This is a genomic window from Pseudomonas reidholzensis, from assembly GCF_900536025.1.
GTDB lineage: Bacteria > Pseudomonadota > Gammaproteobacteria > Pseudomonadales > Pseudomonadaceae > Aquipseudomonas > Aquipseudomonas reidholzensis.
In genome coordinates this window covers 75,445-88,180 of sequence record NZ_UNOZ01000004.1, presented here as the reverse complement: position 1 = coordinate 88,180, position 12,736 = coordinate 75,445, and the positions used below count along the sequence as shown (strand labels likewise).

Genomic DNA, 12,736 nt, shown 5'->3' with positions numbered 1-12,736 from the left:
CTCCAGGCAGGGGTCGGATCGAGGGCAGTTTCGGCCAGCCGAGGCCAGCGGACAATCAAGCGCACTGGGGCTGAATGACAGGCGATAAGACCGGCCGATGACGGGCATCGGCCGTGTGCTCATGCTAGGACCAGGCAACCTTCTGCGGGATATAGCTCAAAGGCTGCTCGCGAAAGGTCAGGTAGTGACGCAGCACCTGTACCGGTGCCTCGATATGCGGGTAGTGGCCGATGCCCTGCAACAGCACGGTGTCGGCGTCGGGCACCTGTTGCCGATACGTCTCGAGCATGTGCGCGCCGGACAACGGGTCGACCGCGCCATTGATGAAGCGCAACGGCACGCCCTCGCGCTGCATCGCGCCGACCCAGCGGTCGCGGTGGCTGCGCCGCTCCGGCACGTAGCTGATCAGCTTGTGCAGGATGCGCGTGCCGCGGTTGGCGGCGATCAGGCTCCAGCTGTCGTCCAGCGCGCTCTCGCTGGGGTGGGTGCAGGGCCCGTAGATCTGGCTGACCGTGCGCACCAGGTCATCGCGCCCGAACGAACGCCCGACCAGCCAGCCCAGCGGGCTGAGCAGCAGCTTCTGCACCAGCAGCAGCGGGCAGCGTTCAGGGAACAGCGCGCTGTTGAGGAACACGCAGCTGGCGAGCTCGGCGCGCTGCTCGTGATGCCGGGCGAGCAACTCCTGGGCGACGCTGCCGCCGTAGTCGTGGGCGAGCAGGTGCACCGGCTCGTCAATCTGCAGGTGAGCCAGCAAGGCCTGCTGCAGATCGGCCTGCTCGATCAGGCTGTAGTGGTGGTCAACCGGCTTGGCCGAATCGCCAAAGCCGAGCATGTCACAGGCCACCACGCGAAAGCGCTGGGCCAAAGGCCCCCACAGATAGTGCCAATCCCAACTGGCTGTGGGGAAACCATGCAGCAAAAGCAGGGGCTCTCCTTGCCCTGCGGTCCAGTAGCGGATGCTCTGGCCCCGGAATGAGAAACTCTGACTCCGGGTTCGCCAGACGCACAATGGAATTTCGGCCAAAGGCATCAGAGTCGTCCCGGGAGAGAATCGGTTGAGTCAAACGGCAAGGCTGCGGTCATTGCATGTCACCTCGGCACTTACATGTGCTCTCTATGTCGTGTCGAGGAACAGTCTAGTCAGCGGCCGCGGCCGCGAAACTTGCGTTGGCAGCCAGCTTGATGACCTTGCGGGTCAGGGGTATGAACGGTCGAATCAGGGCTGCCAGTACCACCGCGCGATGAGGCGGTACTGACGGCTTCAGGATCAGCCTTTGAGCGCGGCGGCGAACTCGGCCAGCCAAGGCTCGGCGTCGGTCTCTGGGGTCACGGTCTCACTGGCGTCCAGGCGCAGCATCGGCAGCACTTCGCGCACGCCGAGCTCGGCGAACAGTTCACGCATCTGCTCGCCACCGCCACAGTAGGTGTCACCGTAGCTCGAGTCACCCAGGCCGATCACCGCGCCGGGCAGGCCGCGCCATTCGGCTGGCAAGGTGTCGCGAATGGTGCTGAACAACGGCATCAGATTATCCGGCAACTCGCCCATGCCGGTGGTCGAGGTCACGGCGAGCAACGCCTGCGGCGCAAACCCCTGGATATCCTGGACGCTGGCACGGGCGGCGTGCCAGGCTTCAAACCCTGCGGCCTTGAGCAGCGATTCGGCATGACGGGCGACTTCTTCGGCGGTGCCGTACACCGAACCGGAAATAATGGCGACTTTCATCTGAAAGGGAATTCCGAAACTGAGTGAAAACGTAGGATACTAGCACCCAGCAGTGGCAAAAGGCCGCATCCGCCTACCGCACGCTCACTCGACAATGGTCCAGACATGATCAACGCACAACTGCTGCAATCCATGGTCGATGCCTCCAACGACGGCATCGTGGTGGCTGAACAGGAAGGTGAAGACACCATCCTGCTCTACGTCAACGCGGCGTTCGAACGCCTGACCGGCTACAGCCGAGATGAAATCCTCTACCAGGACTGCCGCTTCCTGCAGGGCGACGACCGCGACCAACTGGGCCGCGCGCGGATCCGCAAGGCGCTGGCCGAGGGCAAGCCGTGCCGCGAAGTGCTGCGCAACTACCGCAAGGATGGCAGCGCGTTCTGGAACGAGCTGTCGATCACCCCGGTGTACAACGAGGCGGAAAACCGCACGTATTTCATCGGCATCCAGAAGGACGTCAGCCGCCAGGTCGAGCTGCAGCGCGAGCTGGACAAGAGCCACGCGCAACTGGCCGAGATGAAATCCACGGCGCGCCGCTGAACCAAGCGCCCTAACCGCTGTCCATCTTCTCACTCTTGAAGAAATCGCCACATTCGAGTTCGATCATGCAACAAGCAGACGCCCTCCTCACTCAGGACGAGATGAGCTTCATTCAGGACATGCAGCATACGCCGCAGTTGAATCTGGCTGACCCCATGTCGAGCCTGCTGGTCAACGGCGACCGTCAGCTCCAGCAATTGCTCACGCGCCTCGCGGCCAACGAGCAGGTCACCTTGCAGGCGAATTTCAACAACCAGCAGATCAGCTTCCCGCTGCAACTGGTCGAGGACGAGTTCCACGCCCTGCACCTGCAGCTCGGCTCACCGGAAATCTACGAAGACGGCCCCATGCTGCGCCCTTGGCGGCTGTCGATGGACGAGCCGTCGCCACTGCTCGGCCACAAGGGTGAAGACAGCGGCCTGCGGGTACGCGACATTTCCTTCAAGGGCGCACTGGTGGAAGTGCGCGGCCTGCGCGCGGCGCCCAAGCGCTTCGAACTGCGCTTTGCCCCGGAGGGTATCCCGCCGATCAGCCTGCACGGCGTGCTGCGCCGGCGCATCGGCCGCGACCTGGCCGCCTACGACCTGAGCCGCAGCCCCGCCGAAGAGATCGAGCGCCTGCGCGAGTACATCCTCCAGGCCCACCGCGCGGCCCACCCGGAACTGCACGCTTAAGTGTCGAGCTGACCCGCCAGGTATTGCCGCAGACGCTTGCGCATCAGGCTGGCGTCGGCGCCCAGGCACGCCACCGGGCTGCCTGCCAGGGTCTCCTGGGCCAACTCGGCCGCCTCCCCCGCGAGCAACAACGGGCAGCCCACCGCCAACCCCAGCCGTGGCAGGCGCTTGGCCAACTCGGTGGTCGGCCGCTGGTTGGAAAACAGCACCAGCGCATCCGGCACCAACCGCTCGCAGACCAGCGCCAGCTCCTCCAGGGGCTGGGTCACCGGCAGCACCCGCACACCGACCTCGTCACTGCCGAGCAACAGCCCGGCGACCAGCAGTTCAAGCTCCTGCAGGTAGTCACCCAACGGCGCCAGCAGCACCTGCTGGCGATGCCGGCCACGCGCCAGGTGCAGGCGCATCAACACCCGTCCGCGCAAGAACTGGTCGAGAAACGCCCACTCACTGGCCTGGCCGAAGCCGCTCTGGCCGACACGCAAGGCGTGCCACACCGGCATGAAGATGTCGCTGAATGCCTGGTCCTGGGCGTTGCCGGCAAACACCTGGTCGAACAGCCGATCGAGGCCGCCGGCGTCAAAGCGCTGCACCGCCTCGCGGACCTGGGTGCGCCAGCGTGCCAGGTCGTCGGCGCTGGTCGCCGCCCAGCTGTCCTCGGCCAGGGCCTGGCCGCGAGCCAGGATGCTACCGACCTTGCTCACCGCCACGCCGCGCTCGAGCCAGCCGAGGATGCTCTGGATGGCCGTGATGTCGGCCTGCGAATACAGCCGGTGGCCGCTCTCGGTACGCGTCGGCTGGATCAGCCCATAGCGGCGCTCCCAGGCCCGCAAGGTGACCGGGTTGACGCCGGTCAGGCGCGACACTTCACGGATCGGGAACAGCTCCCGCTCCAGATCGACGGCATCGGCAAACGTCGATAGCTGATTGTTCATGCGCCCTGACTCCCCTGAATCAAGTATTCGAAAGGCATTCTACGCGCGGCGAGCGAAAAAGGGTTCCGTGCCCACTATTCGCCGACTGGCACTGACGAGTCACGATTTATCCGCGATAATCCGCGCCTGATTCTTGCATGCATGCTCTGGTCGCCCACCACCCCGGGCGATCAAGCCAAGGGGCCAGCTACCCGCCAGCCCCGTCGCCAGGAGATACACGATGTCTACCCCACCCGTCACCTTGATGGTCTCGCGCCGGGCCGCCCACGGCCGCTACCAGGACCTGCTGACCTGGCTGCATGAAGGCGAGCAGCTGGCCACCGACTTCCCCGGTTACCTCGGCTCGGGCATCCTCGCGCCGCCCAGCGATGGCGATGAATTCCAGATCATCTTCCGCTTTACCGACGAGCACACCCTGCATGCCTGGGAGCATTCGGCCTCGCGCCGCGCCTGGCTGCAACGCGGCGATGGCCTGTTCGAGCGCCCCAGGGAGCAGCGCGTGAGCGGCATCGACGACTGGTTTGGCACCCATACGGTGCAGAAACCACCGCGCTGGAAGCAGGCGGTGGCCATCTGGCTGGCGTTCTTCCCGGTGTCGCTGCTGTTCAATGTGCTGTTCGGCCATTGGCTGTCGGCACTCGACCTGGTGCCGCGGGTGGTGCTCAGCACCTTGGCCCTGACGCCGGTGATGGTCTACCTGTTCATACCCCTGTCGACCCGTTTACTGGCGCGCTGGCTGCACCCCGCCGCACGCACCGCCGAGCCATCGCCGCGCGGCCTGCGCAGCCGCTGAGGCACGCCACCCAAGAGGCAGACAGTTCGGGTATGCTGGGGCATCACTGCATGCACAGACAAGTAGACCGCCCTGAACATGAATAGCCCGATCCTCATCACCGGCGCCAGCCAACGCGTAGGGCTGGCGCTGGCGCTTGACCTGGCGCAGGCCGGCCACAGCGTGGTCACGGCCAGCCGCCACGTGCAGGCGCAGAGCCCGCACCCGAACATCGTCCAGTTTCGCGCCGACCTCTGCCAGCAGGCCGAGCGCCAGGCGCTGATCGACCACCTGCACAGCCACTACGACGGGTTGCGGGCGATCATCCACAACGCCTCGGTGTGGCTCGACGACGGCCTGGACAACCTCGAGATGATGTTCCGCCTGCACGTCGAAGCGCCCTATCACCTCAACCTGGCGTTGGGCGATCTGCTGACCCAGGTCGACAAGGCCGACATCATTCATATTTGCGACGAGACCTCGTCACGCGGCAGCAAGAGCCATATCGGCTATGCCGCGACCAAGGCCGCGCTGCAGAACATGGTGCTGTCATTCGCCGAAAAGTACGCGCCCACGGTGCGCGTCAACGGTATCCTGCCGGGGTTGCTGATCCTCAAGGAAGGCGGCGACGAGGCGTACCGCCAGCAGACCCTGAAAAAGGCCCTGCTGGAGTTCGAACCCGGCGCCGGGCCGTTGATCGAGGCGGTCCGCTACCTGCTCGACAGCCAGTACAGCACCGGCAGCCAGGTGGTCATCAACGGTGGCCGCCATCTGAAGAACCGCATGACCTGAGAGAAGCCCATGACCCCACAACAACAGCTCGAACTCGAAGCCGCCGCGTTCCGGCGCCTGGTCGACCACCTGCAGAAACGCACCGACGTGCAGAACATCGACCTGATGAACCTCTCCGGCTTCTGCCGCAACTGCCTGTCGAAGTGGTACAAGGCGGCGGCCGACGAGCAGCACATCGACCTGAGCCTGGACGATGCCCGCGAAGCGGTGTACGGCATGCCTTATGCCGAGTGGAAAGCCCAATACCAGAAAGAAGCCAGCGCCGAGCAGCAAGCGGCGTTCGAACAAGGAAAACCCCAGTGACTGATCTGAACACCCTGCGCGCCAGCCTTGCCGGCGGCGAACATGCCTTTGCCGACACCCTGGCGTTCATTGCCGAGCAGTACAGCTACCAGCCTCAGGCCTTCAACAATGGCGGCGTGGAAAACGCCGCCGGGCAGAACGAAGGCTCGTGCAAGACATTGGGCCTGGCGTTGCTCGAAGGCCTGACCGATCAGGAAGCGCTGCTGGCGTTTGGTGAGCATTACCGCAGTGTGGTGGCGACGCCGGACGGCAGCGACCATGGCAATATCCGCGCGCTGATCGCCCATGGCCTGGCGGGCGTGAAGTTCGCCGAACAGCCGCTCAAGCGCCTGGCCTGATAGCCCTGGGGGCCGCTCTGCGGCCCTTCGCGGGTAAACCCGCTCCCACAAGGTTCTCTGCGAGGCCTCAATTCTGCGGTTCCACAGAACCCTGTGGGAGCGGGTTTACCCGCGAAGGGCCGCAGAGCGGCCCCAAAACAGGCGACCACGTCTTAACTGACTGGCATTAGGGCTTGCCCGCGATGAGGCCAGCCGGGTCAGCGCAATCGCTGCCCCGGCGCCTCTTGTGCCACCCGCCCCGCCTGCAACCACTGCAAGGCAATCGGCCACAGCACCTCGCGAAACCGGTCATGGAAAAACGCGAAATGGCCAATCTCGTCCACTGAGATATCCCCCGGTGCCACCCGCCAGTGCGCCGTCTCGGCCTCGGTCAGATACCCCAACAACCGCTCGGTCGCCGCCACCGTGCCAAACGGATCGTCACTCAACGTGATCGCCAGCGTCGCCGCCCGCACCTGGGCAAACGGCAACGTCTCGAGCAACCTCCCGCTCGGCCGCTGCTCGAAACGCGGCGTGCGCGTGCTCCAGTCCGCCACCACACCCGCCGGCGTATCCTCCAGCCACCCCAGCCGCTTGCCCGGAAAATACCCCAACACCCGCGTCAGCAACGGCATCAGCACATGCCACTTGGCAAACAGCTGCCAACGCTCCTGCGCCGCATAGTCACGCCAGTAGGCAAACTGCGCGCCGACCATCACCACCCGCCGCACGCGCTGCGCAGACGGCGCCAAACCCACCGCCCAGCCGCCAAAACTGTGCCCCACGACGTCCACCGGCTGCCCCGGAAACTGCTCGGCCGCCAACTGCAGCATGGCCTCGAAATCCAACCGCCCCCAATCACTCCAGCTCGCCCTGAACCCGCGCAACGAGGCCGGCCTCGATTCACCAATCCCACGGTAATCGTAGGTCAGCACATCGCAGCCCTGGGCAAACAGGTAATCGGCAAAACGCGAGTAGTAACGACAGCGCACCGAGGTGGCGGCATTGATGATCACCAGCGGGCGCTGTGGATCGGGGTGAGCGTGGCGCCAGCAGAAACCGGCGAGGCGACAGCCGTCGGCGGCAAGGTAGCTGAAGGCACTGGCGGGTTGGGTGAGGCTGCTCATGGCGCACTCCCTGCCTGGGCGAGAACCGTGCACCGGGAGGCTCCCGGTGCACGGCCAGAGGCTTGCTTACAGCTGGACGCAGTCGAACTGCACGTCGGTGGCTACGTCGGCGTCGTAGTCGACGTCAGCGCGCTCGAAACCGAACAGGTTGAGGAACTGCTTCTTGTAACCGGCGTAGTCGGTCAGCTCGAACAGGTTCTCGGTGGTGACTTGCGGCCACATCGCCTTGCAGGCGTCCTGCACGTCATCACGCAGCTCCCAGTCGTCCAGGCGCAGACGGCCCTTCTCGTCGACTTCTGCCGGTGCGCCGTCGGTACGGAACAGGCGGTCGCGGAACATGCGGTCGAGCTGGTCCTGGGTGCCCTCGTGGACGCCCTTCTCCTGCATGATCTTGAACACCATCGACAGGTACAGCGGCATCACCGGGATGGCCGAGCTGGCCTGGGTGACCACCGACTTCAGCACGGCCACGTTGGCGCCGCCGCCGATTTCGCTGGCCAGCTTGGCGTTCAGGCGCTCAGCGGTGTCGTCGAGGTCTTGCTTGGCCTTGCCCAGCGCACCGTGCCAGTAGATCGGCCAGGTGATTTCGGTGCCGATGTAGCTGAACGCGACGGTGCGCGCCTTGTCAGCCAGGACGTCGGCCTGGGTCAGCGCGTCGATCCACAGCTGCCAGTCCTGGCCGCCCATCACGGTGATGGTGTCGGCGATTTCCTGCTCGGAAGCCGGCTCGATCGACGCTTCGGTGATGACGTCCTTGTTGGTGTCGATGGCGGTCGACTTGTACGGCTGGCCGATCGGCTTGAGCGCCGAGCGGATCAGTTCACCGGTCTGCGGCAGCTTGCGCACCGGCGAGGCCAGCGAGTAGATGACCAGGTCGACCTTGCCGCCCATCTCGTTCTTGATCAGCTCGATGACCTTGGCCCGCGCTTCGTCGGAGAAGGCGTCACCGTTGATCGACTTGCTGTACAGGCCTTCGGCCTTGGCAAACTTGTCGAAGGCCGCGGCGTTGTACCAGCCGGCGGTGCCAGGCTTGGTTTCGGTACCCGGTTTTTCGAAGAAGACGCCCAAGGTGTCGGCCTTGAAGCCGAACGCCGCGGTGATGCGCGCAGCCAGGCCGTAGCCGCTGGATGCACCGATCACCAGGACCTTCTTCGGCCCATCCTCGCGCACGCCCAACTTGCGGGTGGCTTCGATCTGGTCACGGACGTTGAGCTCGCAGCCCTTCGGATGGGTCGTGGTGCAGATGAAACCGCGGACCTTAGGATGAATGATGGCCAATGTCAGTACCTCATCAGGTGTTTATGCATGGGGCGACCGTCAGCACGACGGTCGTCCGGTTATCTGGAGGGTGAGACTACACCCGCAAGCGATCCGACACATCTTAAGCAGTGATCGCCGGGTTGCAAGTCAGCGTCGCAACCTCCTCACCCCATGCAGCAGCAGCCGCAACGCTCAGGATCGGCTCAGAGCGACCATTTCAGGGTCAGCATCATGTTGCGCGGGTCGCCGAAGATATTCGCCCCGGCCGGGTTGCTGATGCTCTGGTAGTAACGCTTGTCGAACACGTTGTTGAGGTTGGCCTGCAGCTTGAGGTGCTGGTTGACGCGATAGCCCGTCATCAGGTCGACGATGCTGTAGCCGCCCTGCTGCACGCCAAAACTGGTGTAGGCGCTGCTCTGCGTGCGCAGGGCACCGCCGATGCTCCAGCGCTCCAGTACGCCTGGCAGTTGGTAGCTGGTGGCGAGTTTGAACAGGTTGTACGGCGTGTCGCTGGCGTACCGGTCACCCTTGTCGATGCCGTCACTGTTGCTTTCAAGGTATTCGGCGGTGGCGTAGGTGTAGCCCGCCGAAGCCTGCCAGCCGGGCAACAACTCGCCCGCCAGTTCCAGTTCGATACCACGCGTACGCACCTCGCCTGCGGCTTCATAGCAGCCGTCGGTGCTGGCACAGGGGATGTAGCGGGCGAGGTTTTCCTGCTCGAGCTGGAACACCGCTACGCTGGCGTTGAGCGCACCGTCGAAGTAGGCCGCCTTGAGCCCGGCTTCGAGGTTGGTGCCGGTGACCGGGTCCAGGTAGCTGCCGCTGACGTCGCGATACTGCTGGGGCTTGAAGATCCGCGTCCAGCTGGCATACACCGAGTAGGTGTCATCGATATCGAAGATCAGGCCGGCATACGGGGTCGGCTCACGGGTGGCCTTCGAGCTGCCGCCAAAGGAGAAATCACCCACGGCCGTGGTCTGCTCGTACGCGTACCAGTCCAGGCGGCTGCCGAGGATCAGCTTGAGGTCGTCGCGCAGGCTGAAACGCCCGGCCAGGTAGGCGCTGGATTGCTCAACCGTGCCCTTGCGCGACCAGTTGTAGACGATGCCCGGCTGGGCCACCGAGTGGTAGTCGAAGTTCAGTGGGTCGACGATCACCCGAAACTGGTCAAGGTCCGGTCCGCCGCCAGGCCCATCGTCGGTGTCATCGTGCCGATAGCTGCCGCCGATGACCAGCTCATGGGTCCGGCCGAACAGTTCGAAGGGGCCGGTGGCGTAACCGTCCACGGTCTTCTGGGTGTGCTCGTAGGAATAGCGGCCGATGTTGAGGGTCAGGTTGTCGGTAGCGTCTTCGCGGTAGAAGCTGCCGCCGAGCATTTCAAGGTTGGACTTGAGCCAGGCGGTGTTCAGGCGCAGCTTCCAGTCGTTGTCGAACCGGTGCTCGATCTCGGCGAAGAGGTTGTGGTTTTCTTTGTCCCAGTACGTCCAGGACGGCGTGTAGCGGGTCGAGCGCGACACCGGCAGGAAGTTGCCGCTGACAAACGTCGGCATGCCGTTCCAGTCGGCACCGGGGTTGTCTTCGCGGTTGTAGTAGCCACCGAGGGTCAGGCGCGTGGCCTCGGACAGGTCGAACTCGGTGATCCCGTACAGCAGCTGGCGCTTGTTGCTGTAGGCATCGGTGAAGCTGTTGCGGTCCTGGTAGGCCGCGACCACACGCCCGCGAATGCTGCCCGAGGCATTGAGCCGATTGCTCGCGTCGATCTCGCTGCGGTAGTTGTCCCAACTGCCGGCACCGAGGCTGACCGACAGTTGCGGGTCGAGCGTCGGGCGCTTGCGGATCAGGTTCAAGGTGCCGGCCGGGTTGCCCGCACCGACCATCATCCCGGAAGCGCCACGCACCACTTCGACGCGGTCGAACATGGCCAAGGTGGCGCTGCCAAGGGTGTCGCTGTCATAGCCGATCGGCAGGCCGTCGATCATGATCGCGTCGATCGCCGAGCCTCTGGAATAGAATTCCGGGCGCTCGCCTCCGGTCTTGCGCAGGCTCAGACCGGTGGTATTGAGGGCGATGTCCTCGAGGGTCTGCATGTTCTGGTCGTCCATGCGCTGCCGGGTGATCACGCTGACCGACTGCGGCGTCTCCCGCGCACTGGCCTGGAACTTGGTGGCGCTGCTCATCGGCCCCGAGGTGTAGGAGCCACTGCCTTCGGTGACGGCACCCAGGCGATTGCTGGACACGGTGGTCGCGCCCAGTTCGAGGGCCGAGGTGTTTTCGCCCGTGACTAGGCTGTAACGCCCTGGGCCTTCCTGGCGCAACTGCAGGCCGCTGCCTGCGAGCAAGCGGCTGATACCGTCGTAGAACTCGAAGCGCCCCTGCAACCCCGGCGAGCGCAGGCCGGCGGTCTGTGCCGAGCCAAACGACAGGGTCACCCCGCTGGCGGCGGCGAACTGGCTCAGCGCGGTGCCCAGCGGGCCGGGCTGGATGTGATAGGCCATGGCTTCGGCGGCCTGGGCGCTGCCGAGCGGCAGGCAGAGGCTGCTGGCGACGCCGAGGCCTACGCTGAACAGCGCTTGCTGGAGACGTTGCCGCACGCGTGCGGGTGCAGGGTGAGTCATTGACGGGGCTCCTGTGCGGTGGCGGTGATGGCGGCTGAAATGACCGCTCTACAGGGGGAGCCGAACGGCAATGGCAATCGGCAAGGCCGAACCGGGATTTTTTTGAGCACAGGTTTCGTTGTGTCAGTTGCCGGCCTCTTCGCGGGGCAAGCCCGCTCCCACAGGTACCGTGCAAGACTTCAGACCAGCCCGGTACCTGTGGGAGCGGGCTTGCCCCGCGAAGAGGCCAGTACTAGCAACCCCTACCCGACCGCTTCCACCCGCGCCCAGTACCGTGAAAAGTGCCGCACCTTGACCGGCAACGACGCGGGAAGATTGGCCAGCACGCCCTCCAGGTCATCCAGGCGAAAAGACCCGGAAATACGCATCTGCGCGACCGCCTCGGCGCACCCCAGGTACCCCGGTCGATAGCGCGCCAGTTCCTGGATGAAATCGCCCAGCCGCCAGTCGATGGCGATCAGCATCCCCGTGGTCCAGCTACTGCCGTCCACCGCCTCGCGGCGCACCGGGCCGACTTGCCCGGCGGCAAACGTCAGCGCCTGCCCGGCCTCGACCCGCTGCACGGCGCATACCTGCACGGCGTGCTCCTGAACACTGACCACCGTGAAGTCGCGGTGCAGCCGCACGCTGAAACGGGTACCCAGCGCCAGCACCCGACCATCCACGGTCTGCACCGAAAACGGCCGGGGGTCCTTGCCGGTGGTGACGGCGATTTCACCCTGATGCAACACGATCAGCCGTTCACCGGCAGTGAACCGCACATCCACACGGCTATCGGTGTTCAGCACCAGCTGGCTGCCCTCCTCCAGGCGCAGTGGCCGGCGCTCGCCGGTGCGGGTGGCGTAATCGACGCTCAACGATGACTGCCGATAACCGGCGACACCCGCAGCGCCGACACCCAGCACCAGCAGCAATTTGAGCGCCTCGCGGCGCTTCACGCCCATCTGCGTCAGCACCGGCAGCGCCACCGCCTGCGGCACACCGCGCAAACGTGACTGGACCTGCTCGATCCGCGCCCAGGCCTGCGCATGTTGCACGCTGGCCGCGCACCAGCGCTGCCAGGCCAGGCGCTGTTCGGGGGCGACCTGTTCGTCGTTGAGGGTCAGGTACCACTGCACCGCCGCCTGCAGCTGGGCGCGGCTCGGCTTGGGGGTCACTCGTCCACCAGCAGGATGCAGTTGAGCATGGCCTTGGCCAGGTGGTTTTTCACCGTGGTCACCGACAAGCCCAGTTGTCGGCCGACCTCGACATAGCTGAGCCCCTCGAGCTGCACCAGCAGGAAGATCTGCCGGGTACGCGCGCCAAGGCCATCGAGCATAGAGTCGATGGCCAGCAGCGATTCGATGATCAGGTGCTGCGCCTCGGCGGAGATCTGCACCGGCTCGGGGCGTGCGGCAAGGGTTTCGAGATAGGCCTGCTCGAGCAGGCGGCGACGCGATTTGTCGATCAACAGGCCACGGGCGATGGTCACCAGGTAGTGGCGCGGCTCACGCAGCACCGGCAACTGTCGCAGGCCGAGCATGCGCACGAAGGTGTCCTGGGCGAGGTCCGCGGCATCGGCGTGGTTGCCGGTGCGCACTCGCAGCCAGCCCCTCAGCCAGCCGTGATGCTCGCCATACAGCTGCTCGATATCGACGGCGGGCGCGCCGGTGCTTCCTGCATCCATGATGGTGAT

Annotated in this window: 14 protein-coding genes; 6 read left to right on the top strand and 8 right to left on the bottom strand. The window is 65.1% G+C overall.

Annotated features, from left to right (window positions below; translation table 11 throughout):
- Positions 1 to 124: 124 nt before the first annotated feature.
- Positions 125 to 1,030, bottom strand: coding sequence for an alpha/beta fold hydrolase (locus CCOS865_RS04835; protein ID WP_119138405.1), 906 nt, complete (start codon positions 1,028 to 1,030; stop codon positions 125 to 127).
- A gap of 237 nt (positions 1,031 to 1,267) precedes the next feature.
- Positions 1,268 to 1,723, bottom strand: a complete 456-nt coding sequence (locus CCOS865_RS04830) for a flavodoxin (protein ID WP_119138403.1) — start codon at positions 1,721 to 1,723, stop codon at positions 1,268 to 1,270.
- 105 nt (positions 1,724 to 1,828) lie between these two features.
- Here CCOS865_RS04830 and CCOS865_RS04825 point away from each other — a divergent pair, with 105 nt between their 5' ends.
- Positions 1,829 to 2,266 carry a PAS domain S-box protein gene (locus tag CCOS865_RS04825; RefSeq protein WP_119138401.1) on the top strand — a complete coding sequence of 146 codons (438 nt, stop codon included), beginning with the start codon at positions 1,829 to 1,831 and terminating at the stop codon, positions 2,264 to 2,266.
- A gap of 65 nt (positions 2,267 to 2,331) precedes the next feature.
- Positions 2,332 to 2,940: a hypothetical protein gene (locus tag CCOS865_RS04820; protein ID WP_119138399.1), complete on the top strand. Its 609-nt coding sequence runs from the start codon at positions 2,332 to 2,334 to the stop codon at positions 2,938 to 2,940.
- On the opposite strand, the gene CCOS865_RS04815 is transcribed toward CCOS865_RS04820, so the two are convergent.
- Complete coding sequence (locus CCOS865_RS04815) at positions 2,937 to 3,875, bottom strand: MerR family transcriptional regulator (protein WP_119138397.1); 939 nt, start codon at positions 3,873 to 3,875, stop codon at positions 2,937 to 2,939. The two genes, CCOS865_RS04820 and CCOS865_RS04815, sit on opposite strands and share 4 nt — an antisense overlap.
- Positions 3,876 to 4,095: 220 nt before the next feature.
- Here CCOS865_RS04815 and CCOS865_RS04810 point away from each other — a divergent pair, with 220 nt between their 5' ends.
- The 4 genes from CCOS865_RS04810 to CCOS865_RS04795 all read left to right on the top strand — a co-directional run bounded on the left by CCOS865_RS04810 (position 4,096) and on the right by CCOS865_RS04795 (position 6,080).
- Complete coding sequence (locus CCOS865_RS04810) at positions 4,096 to 4,668, top strand: putative antibiotic biosynthesis monooxygenase (protein WP_119138395.1); 573 nt, start codon at positions 4,096 to 4,098, stop codon at positions 4,666 to 4,668.
- 78 nt (positions 4,669 to 4,746) lie between these two features.
- The gene (gene folM / locus CCOS865_RS04805; RefSeq protein WP_119138393.1) at positions 4,747 to 5,439 is read left to right on the top strand and encodes a dihydromonapterin reductase; all 693 of its coding nucleotides are present in this window, start codon (positions 4,747 to 4,749) and stop codon (positions 5,437 to 5,439) included.
- A gap of 9 nt (positions 5,440 to 5,448) precedes the next feature.
- The gene (locus CCOS865_RS04800) at positions 5,449 to 5,742 is read left to right on the top strand and encodes a DUF1244 domain-containing protein (RefSeq protein WP_119138391.1); all 294 of its coding nucleotides are present in this window, start codon (positions 5,449 to 5,451) and stop codon (positions 5,740 to 5,742) included.
- Positions 5,739 to 6,080: a HopJ type III effector protein gene (locus CCOS865_RS04795; protein ID WP_119138389.1), complete on the top strand. Its 342-nt coding sequence runs from the start codon at positions 5,739 to 5,741 to the stop codon at positions 6,078 to 6,080. The genes CCOS865_RS04800 and CCOS865_RS04795 overlap by 4 nt, the downstream gene beginning before the upstream one ends.
- A gap of 197 nt (positions 6,081 to 6,277) precedes the next feature.
- Here CCOS865_RS04795 and CCOS865_RS04790 read toward each other — a convergent pair whose 3' ends face one another.
- The 5 genes from CCOS865_RS04790 to CCOS865_RS04770 all read right to left on the bottom strand — a co-directional run bounded on the left by CCOS865_RS04790 (position 6,278) and on the right by CCOS865_RS04770 (position 12,727).
- The gene (locus CCOS865_RS04790) at positions 6,278 to 7,186 is read right to left on the bottom strand and encodes an alpha/beta hydrolase family protein (RefSeq protein ID WP_119138387.1); all 909 of its coding nucleotides are present in this window, start codon (positions 7,184 to 7,186) and stop codon (positions 6,278 to 6,280) included.
- A gap of 66 nt (positions 7,187 to 7,252) precedes the next feature.
- Positions 7,253 to 8,464 (bottom strand): enoyl-ACP reductase FabV, encoded by a 1,212-nt coding sequence (gene fabV, locus CCOS865_RS04785; RefSeq protein ID WP_119138385.1) that lies wholly within the window; start codon positions 8,462 to 8,464, stop codon positions 7,253 to 7,255.
- Between the two features lie 185 nt (positions 8,465 to 8,649).
- On the bottom strand, positions 8,650 to 11,061 hold the full coding sequence (locus CCOS865_RS04780; RefSeq protein ID WP_119138383.1) for a TonB-dependent siderophore receptor: 2,412 nt from the start codon (positions 11,059 to 11,061) through the stop codon (positions 8,650 to 8,652).
- Positions 11,062 to 11,303: 242 nt separating this feature from the next.
- Positions 11,304 to 12,218: a FecR domain-containing protein gene (locus CCOS865_RS04775; protein WP_119138381.1), complete on the bottom strand. Its 915-nt coding sequence runs from the start codon at positions 12,216 to 12,218 to the stop codon at positions 11,304 to 11,306.
- Positions 12,215 to 12,727, bottom strand: coding sequence for a sigma-70 family RNA polymerase sigma factor (locus CCOS865_RS04770; protein ID WP_119138379.1), 513 nt, complete (start codon positions 12,725 to 12,727; stop codon positions 12,215 to 12,217). The genes CCOS865_RS04775 and CCOS865_RS04770 overlap by 4 nt, the downstream gene beginning before the upstream one ends.
- Positions 12,728 to 12,736 lie beyond the last annotated feature (9 nt).